Source organism: Paenibacillus lemnae, assembly GCF_012933385.1.
Lineage (GTDB): Bacteria > Bacillota > Bacilli > Paenibacillales > Paenibacillaceae > Paenibacillus_AQ > Paenibacillus_AQ lemnae.
Map to the genome: position 1 here is coordinate 1 of NZ_JABBPN010000019.1, position 21,110 is coordinate 21,110.

Annotated in this window: 35 protein-coding genes; 2 read left to right on the forward strand and 33 right to left on the reverse strand. The window is 47.4% G+C overall.

The features are described 5' to 3' along the window. Window positions 1–244: 244 nt before the first annotated feature. The gene (locus HII30_RS17050) at window positions 245–475 is read right to left on the reverse strand and encodes a hypothetical protein (protein ID WP_169506261.1); all 231 of its coding nucleotides are present in this window, start codon (window positions 473–475) and stop codon (window positions 245–247) included. A 204-nt stretch (window positions 476–679) separates the two neighbouring features. Beyond that, entirely contained in the window at window positions 680–1,291 is a 612-nt protein-coding gene (locus tag HII30_RS17055) for a stage II sporulation protein M (protein WP_169506262.1), read from the reverse strand. A gap of 93 nt (window positions 1,292–1,384) precedes the next feature. On the opposite strand from HII30_RS17055, the gene pdaB reads away from it, so the two are divergent. After that, window positions 1,385–2,188 (forward strand): polysaccharide deacetylase family sporulation protein PdaB, encoded by an 804-nt coding sequence (gene pdaB / locus HII30_RS17060; protein WP_169506263.1) that lies wholly within the window; start codon window positions 1,385–1,387, stop codon window positions 2,186–2,188. A gap of 49 nt (window positions 2,189–2,237) precedes the next feature. On the opposite strand, the gene HII30_RS17065 is transcribed toward pdaB, so the two are convergent. Continuing rightward, window positions 2,238–2,831 carry a KinB-signaling pathway activation protein gene (locus HII30_RS17065; protein ID WP_169506264.1) on the reverse strand — a complete coding sequence of 198 codons (594 nt, stop codon included), beginning with the start codon at window positions 2,829–2,831 and terminating at the stop codon, window positions 2,238–2,240. 126 nt (window positions 2,832–2,957) lie between these two features. Here HII30_RS17065 and gerD point away from each other — a divergent pair, with 126 nt between their 5' ends. Continuing rightward, a complete protein-coding gene (gene gerD / locus HII30_RS17070) occupies window positions 2,958–3,680 on the forward strand; it encodes a spore germination lipoprotein GerD (RefSeq protein ID WP_169506265.1) in 723 nt (240 codons plus the stop codon). A gap of 87 nt (window positions 3,681–3,767) precedes the next feature. On the opposite strand, the gene HII30_RS17075 is transcribed toward gerD, so the two are convergent. The 30 genes from HII30_RS17075 to rplP form a co-directional block, all read right to left on the reverse strand. Next, entirely contained in the window at window positions 3,768–4,844 is a 1,077-nt protein-coding gene (locus HII30_RS17075) for an Mrp/NBP35 family ATP-binding protein (protein ID WP_246246575.1), read from the reverse strand. Between the two features lie 58 nt (window positions 4,845–4,902). Next, window positions 4,903–5,676, reverse strand: a complete 774-nt coding sequence (gene cwlD, locus HII30_RS17080) for an N-acetylmuramoyl-L-alanine amidase CwlD (protein ID WP_169506267.1) — start codon at window positions 5,674–5,676, stop codon at window positions 4,903–4,905. A 71-nt stretch (window positions 5,677–5,747) separates the two neighbouring features. After that, on the reverse strand, window positions 5,748–6,917 hold the full coding sequence (gene sat / locus HII30_RS17085; protein ID WP_169506268.1) for a sulfate adenylyltransferase: 1,170 nt from the start codon (window positions 6,915–6,917) through the stop codon (window positions 5,748–5,750). 54 nt (window positions 6,918–6,971) lie between these two features. Continuing rightward, window positions 6,972–7,664: a phosphoadenylyl-sulfate reductase gene (locus HII30_RS17090; protein WP_169506269.1), complete on the reverse strand. Its 693-nt coding sequence runs from the start codon at window positions 7,662–7,664 to the stop codon at window positions 6,972–6,974. Window positions 7,665–7,838: 174 nt separating this feature from the next. Beyond that, window positions 7,839–8,231: a 30S ribosomal protein S9 gene (gene rpsI, locus HII30_RS17095; RefSeq protein WP_169506270.1), complete on the reverse strand. Its 393-nt coding sequence runs from the start codon at window positions 8,229–8,231 to the stop codon at window positions 7,839–7,841. 19 nt (window positions 8,232–8,250) lie between these two features. Further along, complete coding sequence (gene rplM / locus HII30_RS17100; RefSeq protein ID WP_169506271.1) at window positions 8,251–8,688, reverse strand: 50S ribosomal protein L13; 438 nt, start codon at window positions 8,686–8,688, stop codon at window positions 8,251–8,253. A 218-nt stretch (window positions 8,689–8,906) separates the two neighbouring features. Then, window positions 8,907–9,710, reverse strand: coding sequence for a tRNA pseudouridine(38-40) synthase TruA (truA, locus tag HII30_RS17105; RefSeq protein ID WP_169506272.1), 804 nt, complete (start codon window positions 9,708–9,710; stop codon window positions 8,907–8,909). A gap of 373 nt (window positions 9,711–10,083) precedes the next feature. Further along, window positions 10,084–10,449 carry a 50S ribosomal protein L17 gene (rplQ, locus tag HII30_RS17110; RefSeq protein WP_169506273.1) on the reverse strand — a complete coding sequence of 122 codons (366 nt, stop codon included), beginning with the start codon at window positions 10,447–10,449 and terminating at the stop codon, window positions 10,084–10,086. A gap of 33 nt (window positions 10,450–10,482) precedes the next feature. After that, complete coding sequence (locus tag HII30_RS17115; RefSeq protein ID WP_169506274.1) at window positions 10,483–11,427, reverse strand: DNA-directed RNA polymerase subunit alpha; 945 nt, start codon at window positions 11,425–11,427, stop codon at window positions 10,483–10,485. Between the two features lie 131 nt (window positions 11,428–11,558). Then, window positions 11,559–11,954, reverse strand: a complete 396-nt coding sequence (gene rpsK / locus HII30_RS17120) for a 30S ribosomal protein S11 (RefSeq protein WP_169506275.1) — start codon at window positions 11,952–11,954, stop codon at window positions 11,559–11,561. Window positions 11,955–11,973: 19 nt separating this feature from the next. Then, window positions 11,974–12,342 carry a 30S ribosomal protein S13 gene (rpsM, locus tag HII30_RS17125; RefSeq protein ID WP_169506276.1) on the reverse strand — a complete coding sequence of 123 codons (369 nt, stop codon included), beginning with the start codon at window positions 12,340–12,342 and terminating at the stop codon, window positions 11,974–11,976. Between the two features lie 18 nt (window positions 12,343–12,360). Continuing rightward, window positions 12,361–12,474, reverse strand: a complete 114-nt coding sequence (gene rpmJ, locus HII30_RS17130) for a 50S ribosomal protein L36 (RefSeq protein ID WP_003333770.1) — start codon at window positions 12,472–12,474, stop codon at window positions 12,361–12,363. A 77-nt stretch (window positions 12,475–12,551) separates the two neighbouring features. After that, window positions 12,552–12,767 carry a translation initiation factor IF-1 gene (gene infA, locus HII30_RS17135; protein WP_006212898.1) on the reverse strand — a complete coding sequence of 72 codons (216 nt, stop codon included), beginning with the start codon at window positions 12,765–12,767 and terminating at the stop codon, window positions 12,552–12,554. 2 nt (window positions 12,768–12,769) lie between these two features. Next, entirely contained in the window at window positions 12,770–13,081 is a 312-nt protein-coding gene (locus HII30_RS17140; RefSeq protein WP_211184657.1) for a KOW domain-containing RNA-binding protein, read from the reverse strand. Window positions 13,082–13,084: 3 nt separating this feature from the next. Beyond that, window positions 13,085–13,837: a type I methionyl aminopeptidase gene (map, locus tag HII30_RS17145; RefSeq protein WP_169506278.1), complete on the reverse strand. Its 753-nt coding sequence runs from the start codon at window positions 13,835–13,837 to the stop codon at window positions 13,085–13,087. Continuing rightward, window positions 13,834–14,487 (reverse strand): adenylate kinase, encoded by a 654-nt coding sequence (locus HII30_RS17150; RefSeq protein ID WP_169506279.1) that lies wholly within the window; start codon window positions 14,485–14,487, stop codon window positions 13,834–13,836. Before HII30_RS17150 ends, map begins: the two co-directional genes overlap by 4 nt. 80 nt (window positions 14,488–14,567) lie before the next feature. Further along, window positions 14,568–15,866: a preprotein translocase subunit SecY gene (gene secY, locus HII30_RS17155; protein ID WP_169506280.1), complete on the reverse strand. Its 1,299-nt coding sequence runs from the start codon at window positions 15,864–15,866 to the stop codon at window positions 14,568–14,570. Next, window positions 15,866–16,306 carry a 50S ribosomal protein L15 gene (rplO, locus tag HII30_RS17160; protein WP_169506281.1) on the reverse strand — a complete coding sequence of 147 codons (441 nt, stop codon included), beginning with the start codon at window positions 16,304–16,306 and terminating at the stop codon, window positions 15,866–15,868. The genes secY and rplO overlap by 1 nt, the downstream gene beginning before the upstream one ends. Before the next feature lie 43 nt (window positions 16,307–16,349). Next, window positions 16,350–16,535: a 50S ribosomal protein L30 gene (rpmD, locus tag HII30_RS17165; protein WP_138227135.1), complete on the reverse strand. Its 186-nt coding sequence runs from the start codon at window positions 16,533–16,535 to the stop codon at window positions 16,350–16,352. A gap of 12 nt (window positions 16,536–16,547) precedes the next feature. Next, window positions 16,548–17,045: a 30S ribosomal protein S5 gene (rpsE, locus tag HII30_RS17170; protein ID WP_138227136.1), complete on the reverse strand. Its 498-nt coding sequence runs from the start codon at window positions 17,043–17,045 to the stop codon at window positions 16,548–16,550. 26 nt (window positions 17,046–17,071) lie between these two features. Further along, entirely contained in the window at window positions 17,072–17,440 is a 369-nt protein-coding gene (rplR, locus tag HII30_RS17175; RefSeq protein WP_169506282.1) for a 50S ribosomal protein L18, read from the reverse strand. 112 nt (window positions 17,441–17,552) lie between these two features. Next, complete coding sequence (gene rplF, locus HII30_RS17180) at window positions 17,553–18,095, reverse strand: 50S ribosomal protein L6 (RefSeq protein ID WP_169506283.1); 543 nt, start codon at window positions 18,093–18,095, stop codon at window positions 17,553–17,555. A gap of 29 nt (window positions 18,096–18,124) precedes the next feature. Continuing rightward, the gene (gene rpsH / locus HII30_RS17185; protein WP_169506284.1) at window positions 18,125–18,523 is read right to left on the reverse strand and encodes a 30S ribosomal protein S8; all 399 of its coding nucleotides are present in this window, start codon (window positions 18,521–18,523) and stop codon (window positions 18,125–18,127) included. A gap of 33 nt (window positions 18,524–18,556) precedes the next feature. Continuing rightward, window positions 18,557–18,742, reverse strand: a complete 186-nt coding sequence (locus HII30_RS17190) for a type Z 30S ribosomal protein S14 (RefSeq protein ID WP_013312154.1) — start codon at window positions 18,740–18,742, stop codon at window positions 18,557–18,559. Window positions 18,743–18,788: 46 nt separating this feature from the next. Further along, entirely contained in the window at window positions 18,789–19,331 is a 543-nt protein-coding gene (gene rplE / locus HII30_RS17195; protein ID WP_169506285.1) for a 50S ribosomal protein L5, read from the reverse strand. A 27-nt stretch (window positions 19,332–19,358) separates the two neighbouring features. Further along, the gene (gene rplX, locus HII30_RS17200) at window positions 19,359–19,715 is read right to left on the reverse strand and encodes a 50S ribosomal protein L24 (RefSeq protein WP_211184658.1); all 357 of its coding nucleotides are present in this window, start codon (window positions 19,713–19,715) and stop codon (window positions 19,359–19,361) included. 56 nt (window positions 19,716–19,771) lie between these two features. Beyond that, a complete protein-coding gene (rplN, locus tag HII30_RS17205; RefSeq protein WP_169506286.1) occupies window positions 19,772–20,140 on the reverse strand; it encodes a 50S ribosomal protein L14 in 369 nt (122 codons plus the stop codon). Window positions 20,141–20,177: 37 nt separating this feature from the next. Continuing rightward, a complete protein-coding gene (gene rpsQ, locus HII30_RS17210) occupies window positions 20,178–20,444 on the reverse strand; it encodes a 30S ribosomal protein S17 (RefSeq protein WP_036589437.1) in 267 nt (88 codons plus the stop codon). A gap of 42 nt (window positions 20,445–20,486) precedes the next feature. Further along, entirely contained in the window at window positions 20,487–20,684 is a 198-nt protein-coding gene (gene rpmC / locus HII30_RS17215) for a 50S ribosomal protein L29 (RefSeq protein WP_169506287.1), read from the reverse strand. Then, entirely contained in the window at window positions 20,674–21,108 is a 435-nt protein-coding gene (gene rplP, locus HII30_RS17220; RefSeq protein ID WP_169506288.1) for a 50S ribosomal protein L16, read from the reverse strand. Before rplP ends, rpmC begins: the two co-directional genes overlap by 11 nt. Window positions 21,109–21,110: the final 2 nt, after the last annotated feature.

The following is a 21,110-nucleotide window of genomic DNA, read 5'->3' on the forward strand; positions in this document are numbered from 1 at the left end:
TTAACTCACTCGTTGTTCAGTTTTCAAAGATCAAAATCTCATTTTTCGTCACAACCAATCTCTCAGCGGCGACTTTTATAATATATCATACTTCCTAGCAACTTTGCAAGCACTTTTTTTGAGAAAGTTTTCCGAGTTGTTATATCTCATTAGCTAAGCTGCTGAACTGGCGGTATGTCACCAAAAGGAAGCGAAAATTAATTTATCACATACTCACCAGTTCAGTCAACACTTTTTATTATATTTAATGTTTGATCTGCGGAAACTTCCCGTTACGCGCATATTTGGACAGCTCTTTTTGAGGAGCAAATCGTGCATACATTCTAAAGACCGTCTTATATCGGCTTGCTATAGCATGCCTGATGTTGGCATCCAGCCGCTGATCACTTAAATCTAACAGCATTTCGTCCAGCTCTTTGCGCAGTACATAGTCCAGTTCTTTGCACTCTTTCTCGTTAAACAGCATTCCAAGCATAAGCTGAACCTCCTCTTAGTTTCTGTATGTGCGCGGTCTGGTCGAATCCTCTTCCATGGTCACCCACCCGCACCCTATGTATCTGCTTCTTCCGTCATCGCTCATTATGTGCTGCTCTACGCTGTATTTTCTATCTATACCTCAATAAACGAAAACTGCACGGTCATAAACCGCTTTATTAGGTATGCTCATATTTCGGGAAAATTATGACATCAGCCATAAGGTAATTGTGCTCTCAATAATGGCGGCCAGAAATAAGAGAATGACGATCCACAAAGATGCGGTACCTGTTTTGCGCCATGTCACCTTCCACTTCTGTTTGATTGGATCTCCCCTGTCAGCCCCCGGAACTATACTCTTAATAACCAATGCCCCCAGGACCATGCCATAAGCGCTCGCAATCAAAAGAACAGGAATTTCAATAATGCCGTGAGGCAGCAATCCTTTAAATATAATCTCACTTAAATTTCCGCCATTATCGCTGATCATGTGAAGAAGAAATCCGATAACCATTCCGTTTATGGCCAGAAAGACAAAAGGAATGATACCCAGCACAATACCAGCAAACATCACAATCAGGCTTTTGATGGCATTGTTTAAAAAGATAAAGATAAAAAAGTTTAACTCGGGCTGATCGGAATTTCTCATTTGTTCGGCCGCCTGACCGAGTGTCTGTATTTCCTTTACCAGAATTTCCTGAATCGGCCCGGTCGTCCCCCACCCTGCTGCAATCCCTGCTGCAAAAAAAATGGCGGAAAGGATTAAAGCGGTCCGGATCGTTGCAAGGTCCCTTAGAAAAGTTGTAAATCGAAACATAAGCTGCCTCCTTCGCAGTAATAACTTACAAGTACGAGCATAGATTTTAAGTAAACAAGCATTCGTATGATGAAGGGAGAGGAGCACGTCGCTATGAATTTCTTTTATGTTCTGAACGGCAAGAAAATCAAACGTTTCTTCTTTGTTTTTGCAGCTGCCGTTTTTGCGGTCGGGGTCATTTATGTGGAAAGTGACAATATTTCCGTCTTCTCGGAAAGCACACCGTCGGCTGTGTACAGCGTCCCTACGGAGAAGAAGCAGATTGCCCTTACGTTTGACATCAGCTGGGGAGAGAAACGAGCGGAACCGATCCTGCAGGTTTTGAAAGAAAAAGGCGTATCCAAAGCCTCATTCTTCCTGTCTGCACCATGGAGCAAAAGTCATCCCGATATCGTAGCTAAAATCAAGGAACATGGATTCGAAATTGGAAGCCACGGATTCAAGCATGATAATTATAGTACGCTGAGCGATGAGGAAATACGCAAGCAAATCACATCCGCTCATACTATTTTAACCGCAATGACGGGACAAGAACCGAAATTGATCCGTATGCCGAATGGCGATTTTGATAAAAGAGTGCTGAACATCGCAGACAGCCTGAATTATACGGTGATTCAATGGGATACAGACTCCCAGGACTGGAAAAACATCGGTGTAGACAATATTGTAAAACGAGTTGTATCCAAAGCACACCCGGGGGATATCGTACTTCTTCACGCTAGCGATTCTGTCAAACAAACACATGAAGCACTCCCGCTCATCGTCGATGAGCTGCGTAAACAGGGCTATGAGTTCGTTACAGTTACCGATCTTCTCCAGCAAAGCAGTGCCAAAGGATCGGAAGTGCATGATCAGGCTTCAGTGCAAAAACATATCGATGATGCCGCAGGTATGTAATTTTGGAATTGGGTATGCTATAAGGGAAATGAAAAAAGAGCTAATACAATTAGCTCTTTTTTTCTTCTTGGGTTACTTTATGCAGCATCAGGATCTGATACGCATTACATGCAAGCAAAGGTATGATCAAAAATACCGTGGCGTTGTTTTCCCCGATCTTCAGTACACCAATGATCTCCAGGATCGTCACCGCAAGCATGAAGAACATGGTTGGTATCAGCGCATTGATATTGGTCATCTTCACTTTAAAATAGGAAACGAAAGCCGCGACTACAAAAATGCTGATGGCAATCGTCAAATCCCACACAAGATTCTGTTCATTGCCGACAAAAGTACGAAGAAACATAAGTTCCATCAAGGCCAGTACGGTCAGGACGATTTGTATATACCCCCATGTTTTTCTTCGAAATACCCCGATACCGATATAATTCAGTGTCAGATAAGCAAAAAAACCAAGCTGTGAGTAAACACTGACAAGTGCGCCGTATCCGAGCAAAATCAAGGGATAAATCAGCATATCTACGGCTCCCTTGAATGCGATGTTACCTGTTGCCAGCTGCAATGCAAGTCCGGCGACAACGGCCGCAACGGCTCCCACCAGCATGGTTTTCCAAAATAATCTTGCCCACTTCCGTAAGCTCAAGTCCCTCCACCCCCACAAGTCTTTATTTTACCAACGTTCTCAGTAAAAAACCATGCTGTCTTCGACATATTTCTTAAGTTCCATCACATACTACCCTTAGGATCCACACAAAGGAGGATAAGGGGAATGAAACGGGCTATATTTCGTTTACTCAGCATAATGGGACTTGGTTCTATAATGATCACTGGCTGTGGCTCAGATCAGGGCTATTCTGCCCAGCAAATGGGCTATAAAGAGATGAAATCGATGGTTGTAGATATTTTGAAAACCGACGAAGGCAAAAAGGCAGTCGAAGAAGCGTTAAGCGGCGGCTCAGGAGGTTCCGGAGGTGGAGCTTCGACAGGAATGCGGCTCATGTCAGCCCAATCCAGCGATCAGATCCGATTGGCTGTAAAGGATACACTGGTCTCCGAGGAATATAAAAAAGAACTCGAAAAAATTATGACCGATCCCCAGTTTGCAGGGGATTTTGCCAAAGCCATCAGCTCGGAGAGCAAACAGCTTCACATGCAGCTGATCAAGGACCCTACGTATCAAAAATCCGTCGAAGAAATAATGAAATCACCGGAAGTTATGAAGTCTTTTCTTGAATTGACCAAAACTTCCGATTACCGCAAACAGTCCATGACCATTATGCAGGAAGCGATGCAGAACCCCCTCTTTCGTATGGAGGTGCTTCAGCTGCTGAAAACCGTGGTGAAGGATGAACTTCAGCCCACTGTCGAGAAGGAGCAGCAAGGAGGACAAGGGCAAGGCGGCGGACAAGGAAGTCAAGGTGGCGGTGGCGGTCAGGGTCAAGGCGGGCAAGGCCAGGGCGGCCAGCAGGGCGGCGGTGGCAGCGGATCTTAGTTTGTGCTAAAAGAAATGCATATGATGAAAAAAATAAAGCTCCCGACAAGCGGGAGCTTTATTTCATGTGGTATATAGCTTACGGGTTTACCCGCCGCATTTTGTAATAATCTGTGCTGCCATTTCGTTATAGATGATCCCGCTCTCGGTCTCAGGCTTGTACACCGAAGGTGAAAATTCTGGATCTGTAGGGAGGTTATCCGGTGCGCTCAATGGAAGCTGACCCAGAAGCTCTGTGTGCAGATTCTCAGCCAGCATACCGCCGCCGCCCCGTCCAAAAATGTAATCCTTCTCCCCGCAGTGAGAGCAGTTGTGATACGCCATATTTTCTACAACACCCAGCACCTCATGGTTTGTCTGAAGCGCCATAGCACCAGCTCTTGCAGCAACAAATGCTGCTGTGGCATGAGGAGTAGTTACGATAATCTCTTTGCTCTGCGGAATCATCTGATGGACATCGAGTGCAACATCCCCCGTCCCCGGCGGCAGGTCAAGGAGCATATAATCCAGTTCGCCCCAGCCTACATCCTCGAAGAACTGGCGCAGCATTTTGCCCAGCATAGGCCCTCTCCACACGACAGGACTGTTCTCACGGATGAAGAATCCCATCGACATGACCTTGATGCCAAACCGCTCTACCGGAATAATCAAACCTTCATCCGTCACGGCAGGTCCCTCTTCAATACCCATCATATCGGGGACACTAAAGCCATAAATATCGGCATCAATCAATCCTACCTTCCTGCCTTGACGGACCAGGGCGGCTGCGAGGTTGACCGTTACGGTCGACTTCCCTACCCCGCCCTTGCCGCTTGCAATGGCGATAAACTGAACTCCGGATTCAGGTGACAGCAGGTCGTTCTTCAATCCCGCAGCATGACCTTTTGTCAGCTTCTCCTGGTCCAGCGCCTCTTCCTCTGAAGACTCTATCTCCATGGGCCGCATACGGATGTGAATGTCCTCTGCTCCAAGGGCCTGCAGCAGCTCCCGAATCTGCGCATTCAGCAGGGCCCGTGTTTCCTCAGTTGTATATGTTACCGATAGCCGAACCGTTTTCTCTTTGACAACAATATCGCGAATACGCTGCAGTTCCATCAAAGTCTTCCCGGTTTCGGGATCTTTGAGCGGCTGCAGTATCTCCTGTACCTGCTCTCTGCTAATCAGCATATCTTATAAGCACCTCAACTCTGTTAATGGCTGTAAACCTCACTCTAGTATACCATTACTTCGCGAGTGCTGCCGATTCAATCACACGCTCTCCAGCTGTATATCGAAGAATCCCTTTATATACAGAAGCAGCTACTTTCTGCTGATACTTTTCATCTCGCAGCATCTCAGATTCCACCGGATGTGACAAGAACCCGACTTCAACCAGCGCAGAAGGAATATTAAGCGCCCGAAGTAGAAAAATATTGTCATCCGTTTTAGCCAGTCTTTGTGTGTTCTCGAGATTATGTCTTATTTCACTCTGGATCAGCTCTGCCATGCGCTTGCTTTCGTCTTTGTTCGGAGGATAAAAGGTCTGTGCCCCGCTCCACCGGTTGGAAGGAATGCTGTTCAGGTGTATGCTGACGAACAGATCGGCCTGCTTGCTTTCGATCAAGCGAACCCTGTTCTTCAAATCCTCACTTTTGCGCTTGGAGTAGCCCTTGGTATCCGGTGATGCCAGATCTTGATCTCCTTCTCTTGTCAGCACCACGAGTGCGCCAGCCTGCTGCAAATAGTCCCTCAAGTAGAGCGTGACGGCCAGGTTGATATCTTTTTCAATAATCCCCTGCCTGCTTACGGCTCCCCCATCCGGCCCTCCATGGCCGGCATCCAGTGCAATGACCTTGCCTGCAAGAGGAAGGCTCCAGTACTGGACCGTTTTGCTGCTTGGAATTTCGTAGGTTACCACAGCGATCAGCAGTGCTAACAGCCCCAAACCGATGAAGGATTGCTTGATTACTTTCCATGATATCCACAAGTTCACTTTGTCGTCATCTGGCCTGGACATGAAAAATCCACCTCGTCCCGTAAGTGTTGTACTTATACTTATGGGACAAGATGGACTAATATGCTATTGCGTTATACAGTTACCTGCTCTTTCATGCCTTCAATCAAAACCTCTGCCACTTCTGGACGTGTAAATTCCGGAGGTGGACATTTCCCTTCCCGCAGCAGTCCACGCACTTTTGTACCTGAAAGAGTCATATGATGCTCTTTGCCATGCGGGCAGGTTTTGCTGGAAGCCATATTGCCGCACTTGGTACAGAAGAAGCTGTGTTCGAAGAACAGCGGTGTGATCCCCAGCTCCTCTGCCGTGAAATTACGAAAAATTTCCTGTGCTTCATAGGTACCATAGTAATCGCCAACACCCGCATGATCGCGCCCGACAATAAAATGGGTACAACCGTAATTTTTGCGGACCATGGCATGGAAAATCGCCTCTCTAGGTCCGGCATATCTCATCGCTGCGGGGAATACACCCAAAAAGGTGCGGTCCTCCGGATAGTAATTCTCTAACAGTGTCAGATAGCTTTTCATACGCACATTCGCAGGCACATCATCCGACTTGGTTTCACCGACTAGCGGATTCAGAAAGAGAGCATCTACGATTTCCATCGCACTCTTCTGAATATACTCATGGGCCCGGTGAACCGGGTTACGGGTTTGGAAGCCTACGATCGTATTCCAGCCGCGTGCCTCAAATTCAGCTCGAGTCTGGGCAGGATCATAATAAAACTCCTGGAATTTCTCCGGCTGCGGTCGGTTCAAAACTTCAATAGGACCTCCAACATATACATTCGAGCGTTCAAGAAGTTTTTTAACGCCAGGATGCTCCGGATCATCGGTTTTAAAGACGTTAACAGCTTCATACTGCTGATCTACACTATAAATACTTTCTACCGTGATCACACCGTAGACAACCCCGTCATCTTCGCCTACAAGGGCTGCCTGTTTTCCGATCTCGAGCTGTTCTGCGGTCTGAGCACTTACAGCCAGTGTGACTGGAATGCTCCATATGGTTCCATCAGACAATCTCATGGAATCAACGACAGAACGGTAATCTTCTTCCTTCAAAAATCCCTGCAGCGGTGAAAACGCACCGACTCCAATCAAATCCAGATCAGAAATCGTCCATGTATTAATTTTGATGTCAGATAAACCTTCAACGGATTGCAGTAAGGCCTGACGACGCTCTGGATCGGCAATACGGTTAACCAGTGTTCCTCCATGCGGCTTAATGCTTGACATGAGTGAGCCTCCCTTTAACATATGAGTGCAGTAAATATCCGATGATATATAGAATTATTTATGAAGACCGCATTCTGTCTTGTCATTACCGGACCAACGCCCTGCACGTGGATCTTCTCCAGGCATTACTTGGCGTGTGCAGTAGTGGCAGCCAATACTCGGGTAGTTCTGGTCATGCAGCGGGTTGTATATCACTTGGTTATCCCGAATATATTGCCACACATCCTCTTGTGTCCAGCCTGCAATCGGGTTAAATTTGACCAAGCCGAACTTTGCATCATACTCGATCTTCTTGGCATTCGCCCGAGTCGGTGCCTGATCCCGACGGATTCCTGTAATCCAGGCGTCATATTGGGAGAGAATTCTTGTAAGCGGCTCAACCTTCCGGATATTACAGCATTGATTCGGATCCTTCAGCCACAGCTCATCGCCGAACTGAGCTGCCTGCTCCTCCGGTGTAATTACGGGAGACACACGGACGAACTCAAGACCGTAATGCTGCTGCATCGTATCACGAGTGGCATAGGTTTCCTGAAAGTGAAAATCGGTATCCAGATAAAAAATATCCGTACGTGGACTGATCTTCTGAATCATATCCACCAACACTACATCTTCTGCACCGAAGCTGCAGGCAAATGTAATATTGGGAAACGTTTCGATTGCATAAGCAATGATTTCCTGTGCAGACGCACTCTCCAAAGTGACTGCCTTTTCCTTAATCAAATCTTCTTTCTCCAACAAGTTCATGACCCAGACCTCCTGTTAATCCCCAAATAATCCTACGCAAATAGTATGAATTAAGTATATTATAATCCTATTTAATGTCAACACCCGCTGCAGGTGGTTTCACACAATTTTTTATCGTCTTAGTAACGCAAAAAAAGACTCCCACCATAAGGTGAGAGTCTTGATCTGTAAATCTTAACGCTTGGAGAACTGAGGTGCGCGACGAGCCGCTTTAAGACCGTATTTCTTACGCTCTTTCATACGTGGGTCACGAGTCAGGAATCCAGCTTTCTTCAAAGAACCGCGGAATTCAGGGTCAGCTTTCAGCAGTGCACGGGAAATACCGTGACGGATTGCACCGGCTTGACCAGAGATGCCGCCGCCATGAGCGATTACGAGGATATCGTATTTGCCCAAAGTTTCTGTCAGCGTCAAAGGCTGTTTAACGATCAGTTTGAGTGTTTCCAAACCGAAATATTCATTGATATCGCGTTTATTGATGACAATTCGTCCTTCACCCGGTACAAGGCGAACACGTGCTACCGAATGCTTACGACGACCTGTCCCATAGTATTGTACTTGTGCCATGAAACTGTCCTCCTTTTAATTAACCGAGAAGTTCGTAAACTTCAGGTTTTTGAGCTTCGTGTGGATGTGCTGTGCCTGCATATGCTTTAAGTCTCAGCTTCATTTTCTCGCCCATACGGGTTTTAGGAAGCATACCGTGAACGGCGCTTTCGATCACGCGCTCAGGGAATTTCTTGATCAGGTCTTCAGCAACAGTCACTTTCAATCCACCTGGATGCATGGAGTGACGGTAGTATTTCTTGTTCGACATTTTCTTACCTGTCAGGTGAATCTTCTCCGAGTTAATAACGATTACGAAATCGCCAGTATCCACATGTGGAGTAAATTGTGGCTTGTGTTTGCCGCGGATCAAAGCCGCAACTTCACTTGCCAAACGGCCAAGCGTTTTGCCTTCGGCATCAACGATGTACCATTTACGCTCAACTTCATTTGGCTTCGCCATATAGGTGGTACGCATGTATAGTTCCTCCTTGTATTCATCCGAAAATCGTGTCAATTTTCATCATTTATCTACGTTCTTGTGTCTAGCATTTTGAGTTGTTGATTGATATTACCGGCATTTTCTTAACCGGGGCTGTGGGAGAGCCGTTAAGAAAACACAACTTATATAATACAGGATACACGTACAAACCGCAAGTGTTTTTTGTACTGCAGAATGGGATTTACATAACTGTCTTAAAAGTCCGTCTGAGGCCTTATTAGTGACAGCTCGTCATATTCCACATCCCACAGCATTAACCCTTTGCTGACCGCTGTAGGACCGGCTGCCGCGCGGTTTCGAGCTTCCAGTATCGTTCTCACACTGTCGGGTGTACGCTTGCCCTCTCCCACTTCCACCAGCGTCCCCATAATGATTCGAACCATGTGCTGCAGAAAGCCGCTGCCGGTCAAATAAGTATGAAGTACGCCTTGATCTCTCGTATTGCCTGTTCGGCACATGCTGGTGTCAACTTCCATCCAGGCGCTGTATATGGTTCGGATATGGGACGGTTTCGTAGAGCGTCTGGAAGCGAAGCTCGTGTAATCATGTGTTCCTAACAGATGCTTCAATCCTTCTTCCATCGCCTGCATATCCAACCGGCCATGATGATGAAACTGATACCGCCTGTTGAAAAGATCCGGAAATTGATTGCTGTTGATCGTGTAGCGATAGGTTTTACGCTTCGCCTCTCGGCGGGAATGAAAATCCAGCGGAACCTCCTGTGCATCTGTTACGACGATATCCTCAGGCAGTCTGGAATTGAGTGCCGAGCACCAGCGTTCCGGCGGGATGGGAGAATCGGAATAAAAATTGAATACCTGACTCCTGGCATGCACACCGGCATCGGTGCGCCCTGATGCTGTGATCTTCAATGTTTCTCCGGATAAGCCCGCAATCGCCTTCTCAATGATATCCTGTATCGTCCTGCCGTCAGGCTGAGTCTGAAAGCCGTTATAATGGGTTCCATCATAACTAACTTTCATCAGAAGATTACGCATAATTCCCTCCTGCTTGCTGCCTGTTCTTCAACAGGGCTTGTTGCCTATCTGCATAAAAACACCTAAAAAAAGAGCCCACCAAGGAGCTCCTTTTCATCATGCCAGCCGATCCCTCGCAGTCAGCCGCATGACTAGAAGGTCCTCCGCTTACGATGCCTCAGGTGTAGCCGAGAGGAGCCGGTAATACGGCTTTGTTCCATCTCGAACCACGGTCCTGTCAAGGCCCCTGCTGTCATCCGGATGGATAAACAGCGCTTGAGCCGGGCATACATAACTACAGTCACTTCAGATGCAAAGCTCACTGTCGTCATTGAAACCCTTCGGCTGCAGCCATAAGATTTCAACAAAGATCTAACAGGGTTAGATTGGTCAATTACGCACGGTCAACGAGTTCCAAGTAAACCATAGGAGCTGCGTCACCACGACGAGGTCCCAGTTTCAGGATACGAGTGTATCCGCCTGGACGCTCGGAGTAACGAGGTGCGATTTCTGCGAACAGTTTTTGGATTGCATCCTGCTCACCATCAACCGTTTCGCGACGTACGAATGCAGCCACTTGACGACGGGAATGCAAATCGTTACGTTTCGCTTTTGTGATCAGTTTTTCTGCGATCGAGCGAACTTCTTTAGCTTTCGCCTCAGTTGTTTGAATACGCTCATATAGGAACAGGTCGGTTACCAGGTCACGGAACAACGCTTTACGCGCACTGGAGTCGCGGCCCAACTTTTGGTATGCCATGTGTTTTCCCTCCTTTGCTAGAACAATCTCGAACTATTCTTCCGAACGGAGTCCCAAACCGAGCTCCTCAAGCTTCTCTTGAACTTCTTCCAAGGATTTGCGGCCCAGGTTGCGGACCTTCATCATATCCTCTTCCGTTTTCGTCGTCAGCTCTTGCACCGTGTTAATGCCGGCACGTTTGAGGCAGTTATAGGAACGTACGGAGAGATCCAGCTCTTCGATCGTCATTTCAAGCACTTTTTCTTTCTTGTCTTCTTCTTTTTCGACCATGATCTCGGCATCCTTCGCTTCATCGGTGAGACCGACAAAGAGGAACAGATGCTCTGTCAAGATTTTGGCGCCTAGGCTGACGGCTTCTTCTGGACGAATGCTTCCATCTGTCCAGATTTCAAGAGTCAGCTTGTCGTAGTTGGTCACTTGACCGACACGGGTATTCTCCACACCATAGTTAACGCGGCTGATCGGAGTATAGATCGAATCCACGGGAATGACGCCGATAGGCTGGTCATCGCGTTTGTTCCGATCCGCCTGGACATAGCCACGACCGCGATTTGCGAAAACTCGCATGTGAAGTCTTGCACCCGGGCCGAGTGTCGCGATATGAAGATCCGGGTTCAGAATCTCCACATCACTGTCTGCACGAATATCTCCGGCAGTGACGACACCTTCGCCTTCCGCATCAATCTCGAACACTTTTTCTTCGTCTGAATGAATCTTCAGGGACAAAGCTTTCAGGTTCAGAATGATTTCAGTCACGTCTTCCATGACACCAGGAATGGTAGAAAACTCGTGCAGAACGCCATCAATCTGTACAGATGTAACGGCGGCACCAGGCAGCGAGGACAGCAGAATGCGGCGAAGTGAATTCCCCAGCGTTGTGCCGTAACCGCGCTCCAGCGGTTCTACAACAAATTTCCCATAGGTTCCTTCCTCATTGACATCAACGGTCTCAATTTTCGGCTTTTCGATTTCAATCACGCAAGTACCCCTCCTTCAAACGTCGCTCCTATATGAAACTGTCATCTTATCCAGTAATCCATGTAGTATGCCTAAACAACCATTCTTAGCAGATTGCACCGGATTTATACCACATTAACAGGATGACTTCATTATACGCGACGACGTTTTGGCGGACGGCATCCGTTATGCGGAATTGGTGTTACGTCCTTGATCAGGTTAACTTCCAGTCCTGCAGCCTGCAGGGAACGGATCGCTGCTTCACGGCCTGCGCCTGGACCTTTAACCATAACTTCTACAGCTTTCATACCATGTTCCATTGCAGCCTTGGCAGCTGTTTCAGCAGCCATTTGTGCAGCAAACGGAGTGGACTTACGGGAACCTCTGAAGCCCATGCCGCCGGAGCTCGCCCAAGAAATAGCATTTCCGTGGGGATCCGTAATGGTAACAATCGTATTGTTGAACGTGGAACGGATATGAGCCACGCCCGATTCAATATTCTTGCGGTCACGACGTTTAGTACGTACGACTTTTTTTGGTTTAGCCATTGTCTATTATCCCCCTTTCTTATTTCTTTTTGTTCGCTACCGTACGACGAGGACCTTTACGTGTACGAGCATTGGTTTTAGTACGTTGACCACGAACAGGCAGACCACGACGGTGACGAATACCGCGGTAGCAGCCGATCTCCGTGAGACGTTTGATATTCAAAGAAATTTCACGACGAAGGTCACCTTCAACCTTAACATTACCGTCGATCGTTTCGCGCAATTTGTTCACTTCGTCTTCTGTCAGATCACGAACACGAGTGTCCGGATTGATACCTGCTTCACTAACAATTTTCTGGGAAGTCGTTTTACCGATTCCGAAAATATAAGTCAAGGCGATCTCAACGCGTTTGTCACGTGGTAAATCCACACCAGCTATACGAGCCATTACGCTACACCCCCTTCTTTAACCTTGTTTTTGTTTGTGTTTCGGATTTTCACAGATAACCATTACATTGCCTTTGCGGCGAATGACCTTGCATTTTTCGCAAATAGGCTTTACAGAAGGTCTTACCTTCATGTTAATTACCTCCTCCAAGTTTTACATCAGTAAAACCGCTACGCTGCTTTTGCTGTTCCCTGGGGAACGACATACATCTACTTACGGTATGTGATACGACCTTTGGTTAAATCGTATGGTGATAGTTGCACGACCACTTTGTCACCTGTAAGGATACGGATAAAGTGCATCCGCAGCTTCCCGGAGACATGAGCTAGAATCTGATGACCATTCTCCAGCTCGACTTTAAAAGTTGCATTCGGCAACGGCTCGATGACCGTGCCTTCGACTTCAATGACATCTTCCTTGGCCACAATCATTCTCCTTTCTGATCAGCATTTGGATTTTCGGAACAAAATCGGCTGACGGCGAACCGCAGCTTACCATTCGTTACCCGACCGCTTTCTTGCAAACTGTTTACAACCTCGCTGCTAATAAAGGAATGAGGCAACAGGTGGAGAACATTTTTCTTCTTCGCCTGATCAAATTTAATTTTGTGCCCATCCGCTATCTTAACATACTTGCTGTCTTCAATAGAAACGACCACGGCATATTGTTCGGCACCTTTGCCTCTTAAGATCGAGACGACCTGACCGATTTGAAGTGTGATTGCTTTATTCACATTCATCACCTACTCCGGCAGCTTCGTCAAGATTTCCATACCGTCAGCAGTAACTGCAACCGTATGTTCAAAGTGAGCGCACAATGAACCATCCACCGTAACGACCGTCCAATTATCTTCCAGCGTCTTTACATTCCGTTTGCCCGCGTTCACCATGGGCTCAATCGCGAGTACCATACCCGGCTTCAGCCTTGGCCCGCGGCCCGGAATGCCGTAGTTCGGAATCTGCGGATCTTCATGCAGCTCGGCCCCTACGCCATGACCAACGTATTCTCGAACGACGGACATTCCCGCCTCCTCGATGAAACGCTGAATGGCATGAGAGATTGTAAACAAACGGACGTCGGGTTTGATTAGCGCAAGTCCGGCATATAGAGAACCCTCCGTGACGTCCAGCAGACGCTGGGCTTCCTCTGTGATCTTACCCACCGGGTAAGTCCAAGCCGAGTCACCATGATATCCCTCATACTGCGCACCGATATCAAATGTGACGATATCGCCCTCGATCAATTTGCGTTTACCGGGAAATCCATGCACCAATTCTTCATTAACTGATGCGCAAATGCTGGAAGGAAATCCGTTGTAGCCTTTAAAAGACGGCAAAGCGCCTTGGCTGCGAATGAACTTGTCGGCTATGAGATCCAGTTCACCCGTCGTTATGCCCGGTTGAACGTGAGATTGGAGCAGTTTGTGGCATTCAGCTACAATCCGTCCGGCCTCTCTCATCAAGCCCAGTTCCGATTCGGATTTACAAATGATCATTCACGCGAGCCTCGCAGCAAAGACGTAATTTCTTCAGAAACCACGCCGATTTCCTGATCACCATCAATTTGACGCAGAAGACCTTTGTTTTCATAAAACGTGAGGAGTGGTGCTGTTTTGTTGATATATTCGTCCAAGCGAATGCCGACACTCTCCTCGTTATCATCGGAGCGCTGGTACAATTCGCCGCCGCATTTATCACAAATACCTTCCTGTTTAGGCGGGTTGAACATGACATGATAAGTTGATCCGCAGGACTTGCAGATTCGACGTCCGGTAAGACGTGCTAACAGCTTGTTGCGGTCAACCTTCAGGTTAATGACATGATCCAAACCGGTATTCAAACGGGCCAGAATTTCATCCAGCGCTTCCGCTTGCGAAAGGGTTCTTGGAAAACCGTCCAATAAAAAACCTTTTTCGCAATCGGACTGCTGCAGACGTTCTTCCACAATACCGATCGTCACATCATCAGGCACAAGCAGACCTTGATCAATGTATTCTTTGGCTTTAACACCAACGGGCGTTCCTTGTTTAATCGCCAGACGAAATGCATCGCCTGTTGAGATATGGGGAATTCCAAATGCATTAACGATAGCTTCTGCCTGTGTTCCTTTACCTGCCCCAGGAGGTCCCATGAATAAGATGTTCACCTTAGTCCCTCCTCTAGCCTGTAGTTAGAACAGCATAATAGGTGCCGGAAGCAGACATGCCACTACCCGGAACCTATCACTTATTTATTGATAAATCCTTTGTAATGACGTTTGATGAGCTGGCTTTCGATCTGTTTCATCGTATCCAGTGCAACACCGACGACGATCAGCAAGGACGTTCCGCCGATTTGAACTGTACGTGGCAGACCAGCCAAAGCACCGAAGAAGACTGGAAGAACTGAGATTACAGCCAGGAACAGGGCTCCTGTCATCGTCAAGCGTGTCATAACACGCGTCAGATACTTCTCGGTGGCTTTACCAGGACGAATGCCCGGAATGTAGCCGCCATTCTTCTTCATATTATCAGCCATTTGGTTCGGGTTCATCTGCACAAACGTGTAGAAGAACGTAAAGCCGATAATCATCAATACATAAAGGACCATGCCAAGCGCTTTGTCATAAGCCAGGTAAGTGGTAATCCACTGAGCCCAAGCCGTTGTTGACCAGAAACTGGCCAGAATGACCGGGAACTGAAGCAGCGACATTGCGAAGATGACCGGAATGACGCCAGCGCCATTGATCTTCAGCGGAATGTGCGTGTTCTGTCCACCGAACATTTTGTTTCCTACAACGCGTTTTGCGTATTGCACAGGAATTTTGCGAATCCCTTGCTGGATGAATACAACACCCATTACGATCAGAATCAAAATCAGAAGGATAACAATCGCCTTCAGACTATTCAGGAATACCTGATTGTCTTGAATGAAATTGGATTCGATCGTTGTGCGGATATGCATTGGAATACCGGCAGCAATACCTGCGAAGATGATAATCGAAATACCGTTGCCGATACCACGTTCCGTAATCTGCTCACCCAGCCACATCAAGAATGATGTACCAGCTGTCAGCACGATCGCGATGACGAGGTAATCCACAAAAGTTGCACCAGGAATCATTTCGGTACCGTAAAGACGGTTAAACCCGATTGACATCCCGAACGCTTGGATCAGACCCAATATTACCGTACCATAACGAGTAATTTGAGCCAACTGCTTTTTACCGTGTTCCCCTTGTTTGGCCCATTCCGCAAATTTCGGAATGACGTCCATCGACAAAAGCTGTACGATAATGGACGATGTAATATATGGGAAGATCGAAAGGGCGAAGATGGAGAATTGCTGCAACGCGCCCCCCGAAAACGTGTTAAGGAGACCAAACAACTCATTGCCCGCCTCATTGGTTTGAGTAAACACATCTTTGTTTACACCGGGAACCGGTACAAACGATCCGATACGAAATACAATCAAAACCATCAAGGTGAACATGATCCGTTTGCGCAGATCCTCGACACGCCATATATTTTTCAGGGTCTTAAACATTAGATCACCTCGGTTTTACCGCCGGCAGCCTCGATTTTCTCTACCGCAGATTGAGAGAACTTATTCGCTTTTACAGTCAACTTCACGGACACTTCACCGTTGCCAAGAATTTTGATACCGCTCTTCGTGTTTTTCACGATTCCGCTCTCAACCAAAACTTCTGGAGTCACTTCCGTACCCTCTGCAAAGCTGTTCAGTTCTTCGATGTTCACAACCGCGTATTCTTTCCGGGTCGGGTTCACGAAACCGCGTTTCGGAAGACGACGATACAGCGGGTTTTGACCGCCTTCGAAGCCTGGACGTACGCCACCGCCGGAGCGGGAGTTTTGTCCTTTGTGACCTCGACCTGATGTTTTACCCGTACCACTACTTGTTCCGCGACCTACGCGTTTGCGTTCTTTGCGGGAACCTGCAGCTGGGCTCAGCTCATGTAACTTCATCTGTCGTTGCACCTCCTTAATGTATCCGGGTCACAACCCGGGATTAACCTTCGATTTCTTTTACCGAAACCAGGTGATTAACCTTCTTAACCATGCCGCGAATGGCTGGATTGTCGTTATGAACCACCGAGTGGTTAATTTTACGCAAGCCCAGTGTCTTCACAGTCACACGCTGATCTTCCGGACGGCCGATCACGCTGCGCACGAGGGTGATTTCAAGTTTACTCATGAGATTCCCTCCTTAACCCATTAGCTCTTCGACGGATTTGCCGCGAAGCTTGGCAACTTCTTCAATACGCTTCAGGCGGGACAAGCCTTCCAAAGCAGCATTGACCATATTCATGGAGTTCGAAGAACCTAGAGATTTTGTCAAAATGTCGCCAACGCCAGCCAGTTCCAATACAGCACGAACCGGTCCGCCAGCAATTACTCCAGTACCTTCAGATGCTGGTTTCATGAATACACGGCCAGCACCAAAGTGACCTGTTACTTGGTGAGGAATGGTGGTTCCCACGAGTGGAATGTGGATCAGGTTTTTCTTGGCATCTTCGATCGCTTTACGGATCGCGTCTGGAACCTCGCCAGCTTTACCGATACCTGCTCCAACCCAACCCTTGCCATCACCGACAACTACGAGAGCGCTGAAGCTGAAACGGCGTCCGCCTTTTACAACCTTAGCAACGCGGTTAATATTTACAACTCTTTCAGTCAGTTCTAAAGTGTTAGGATCTACACGCAAGTCGTTTACCTCCTTTTGAAAATTTCTTAAAATTCAAGGCCTGCTTCGCGAGCTGCATCAGCCAGCGCTTGAATACGTCCGTGATAAAGATATCCGCCGCGGTCAAACACGACTGCTTTGAAGCCTTTGTCTGCTGCACGTTTTGCAACCAACTCGCCGACTTTGCGGGCAGACTCAACGCTGCCGCCGTTAGCGATGTCGCTGCTCAGTTCTTTATCCAATGTAGAAGCCGATGCCAAAGTTACGCCGGCTACATCATCAATCAGTTGAGCGTAGATATGTTTGGAAGAACGGAACACGTTCAAACGTGGACGTTCAGCTGTGCCCTGAATTTTCTTACGAACACGCAGATGTCTTTTCAAACGAGCCTTATTCTTATCTTGTTTCGTGATCATGCTTACCTTTCACTCCCTTCAGTTATGCCTTTAGAGCTTCACTTTAAGACGCAGGGGGTAAGTAAGAACAAATACTTCACCTAGCCACCGGGCAAACCCGTGGTCTTCAGTCTTATTTCTTCTTACCAGCCTTACCTTCCTTACGGATGATGCGCTCGCCTTCATACTTGATTCCTTTACCTTTGTACGGCTCAGGCTCACGAACGGAACGGATCTTCGCTGCGTATGCACCTACGCGCTCTTTATCGATTCCTCTAACGGTGATTTTGGTGTTCGAAGGAACATCAAATTCGATTCCTGCTTCCGGAGTAATTTCAACCGGATGAGAGTATCCAACGTTCAGAACGATTTTATCACCGGACTTAGTAGCACGGTATCCGACACCCACGAGCTCAAGGTTTTTAGAGAAACCTTCAGTTACACCGCTGACCATATTCGAGACAACGCTGCGGGTCGTGCCGTGAAGAGAACGATGCGTTTTGTTATCGGAAGGACGAACAACGTTGATCTCATTGTTTTCCACCGAAATCTGCATGTCTTTATGCAGGGAACGAGTCAGGGTACCTTTCGGTCCCTTAACTGTGATGACCGAGTTATCGAGTGTGACTTCCACACCGCTTGGGACTGCAATTGGTTTACGACCAATACGGGACATTCATTGCACCTCCTATCTTGTGACGTTAATTACCATACGTAGCAGAGAACTTCTCCGCCGGCTTTGCTTTGACGAGCTTCTTTGTCGGTCATAACTCCCTTGGAAGTGGAGATGATCGCAATACCGAGACCGCCGAGTACACGAGGAACTTCAGTGCTCTTCGTATAAACACGCAGACCTGGCTTACTGATTCTTTTCAGACCTGTAATTACACGTTCGTTATTGGAACCGTACTTCAGAAACACGCGGATGATCCCTTGTTTGTTATCTTCCACGAATTCCGCATCACGGATGAAACCTTCACGCTTCAGAATGTCAGCGATTTGTTTCTTGATGGTCGAAGCAGGCATTTCTACTGTCTCGTGACGCACAGTGTTGGCGTTACGGATACGAGTAAGCATATCTGCAATTGGATCGGACATAGTCATGTAAGGTAAACCTCCTTCCCGGTTATAAACTTCTTACCAGCTTGCTTTTTTCACGCCAGGAATCTGGCCTTTATAAGCTAATTCACGGAAACAAATTCTGCAAATCTTAAACTTCTGCAGTACCGAATGTGGACGACCGCAACGCTCACAGCGGGTATATGCCCGCACCTTGAACTTAGGTGTGCGTTGTTGTTTAACTTTCATCGAAGTTTTTGCCACTTAGCCTGACACCTCCTAAATAGTTTCGGAGAAAAGGACAACCGTCTTATTTCGCGAAAGGCATGCCCAGTTGAGCGAGCAGTTCACGGGACTCTTCGTCTGTCTTAGCCGTCGTAACGATGACGATATCCATACCACGGACCTTATCAACTTTATCATACTCAATCTCTGGGAAGATGAGCTGCTCTTTCAGGCCAAGCGTATAGTTACCGCGACCGTCAAAAGCTTTTGTAGATACGCCGCGGAAGTCACGTACGCGTGGAAGCGTAACGTTGAACAATTTGTCGAGGAAGAAATACATACGCTCACCGCGCAGTGTTACTTTCACGCCGATTGGCATATTTTCACGCAATTTGAATCCGGCGATGGATTTCTTAGCTTTTGTGATAACCGGCTTTTGGCCAGCGATCAGCTGCATGTCGTTCACCGCGGAATCCAGTACTTTCGAGTTAGCTACAGCGTCACCTACACCCATGTTGATGACAATCTTCTCGATTTTCGGAACCTGCATAACGGTTTTATAGCTGAACTTCTGCATCAGAGCAGGAGTCACTTCATTCAGAAAACGTTCTTTCATTCTTGCAGCCATGATTCAAGGACCTCCTTTCTAGACGTTTTATTTATCGATTGATTCTCCGGATTTTTTAGCAACGCGAACTTTCTTGCCGTTGTCCAGCACTTTGTAACCGATACGGGTTACGCCACCGCTCTTTGGATCAACATGCATGACGTTCGAAACGTGGATCGGAGCTTCCTTCTCGATGATACCCCCTTGCGGGTTTTGCTGGCTTGGCTTTTGGTGTTTCTTAATCATGTTCACACCTTCCACCAAAACACGGTTCTCACGAGGATAAGCTGCGATGACACGGCCTTTTTTGCCTTTGTCTTTACCGCTGATCACGATCACGTTATCGTCTTTTTTCACGTGCAGTTTGTTGCTGTGGGATTCCAGAACTTTTTTCACTCTAGGCATTCGTTACACCTCCTGGGGCCTGCGATTCACAAGCATTACTTATCTCATCCGTCCAATTAGATAACTTCCGGAGCCAAGGAAACGATCTTCATATAGTCTCTATCGCGAAGTTCACGAGCTACTGGTCCGAAGATACGAGTTCCGCGCGGGCTTCTGTCGTCTTTAACAACAACTGCTGCATTCTCATCAAATGCAATGTAAGATCCATCTTTACGGCGAACGGAACGCTTCGTGCGTACCACAACCGCTCTGACTACATCACCTTTTTTGACAACGCCGCCTGGTGTTGCTTGTTTGACGGAGCATACGATCAAATCACCGATCTGAGCTGTACGGCGACCTGTACCACCCAATACGCGGATACACATCAGTTCCTTCGCACCGGAGTTGTCGGCAACAGCCAAACGAGTAAATGGTTGAATCATTGAAATTTCCTCCTTCCGGAAAAGCTGGTTGCTTTATTTAGATGATGACCGCTTTTTCTACAACTTCAACCAGTCTCCAGCGCTTGTCTTTGGAGAGAGGACGAGTTTCCATGATTTTAACGGTATCTCCGATTTGAGCCGTGTTGTTCTCATCATGCGCTTTGAATTTCTTGGTGTACTTAATGCGCTTGTGATACAAGTTGTGCTTCTTATAAGTTTCAACAGCTACCACGATGGTTTTATCCATTTTGTCGCTGACTACTTTACCAATTTGCACTTTACGAGCATTACGTTCTTCGCTCATTGTTGGCCTCCTTTCTGAATTCAGACAACGGTGCCTGTTTCATTAACTAATCCCAAGTTCTCTTTCACGGATAACGGTTTTAGCACGAGCTATTTCTTTGCGTACATCACGGATCCGAGTCGGATTGTCAAGCTGACCTGTAGCCAATTGAAAACGGAGGTTAAAGAGTTCCTCTTTAAATCCGGCGATTTTTTGCTCGATTTCTGCAGTGGTCAAGTTACGCATTTCATTAGCTTTCATTTGCTTCACCACCCACTTCTTCACGTTTCACAAACTTTGTTTTCACAGGCAGCTTGTGAGCGGCAAGACGCATCGCTTCACGGGCGATTTCCTCAGAGACGCCTCCAAGTTCAAACATAATCTTGCCTGGTTTAACGACGGCAACCCATTTCTCAACGTTACCTTTACCGCTACCCATCCGCACTTCGAGAGGCTTTTGAGTGATCGGCTTATCCGGGAAAATCTTGATCCAAACTTTACCACCACGCTTGATGTAACGAGTCATCGCAATACGCGCAGCTTCGATCTGACGGTTCGTGATCCAGCCTGGCTCTGTAGCTTGCAGGCCGAATTCTCCGAAGTTCAGTTCAGTACCGCCTTTAGCCTGGCCTCTCATATGGCCGCGCTGCTGTTTGCGGTGTTTTACACGTTTTGGTACCAACATGA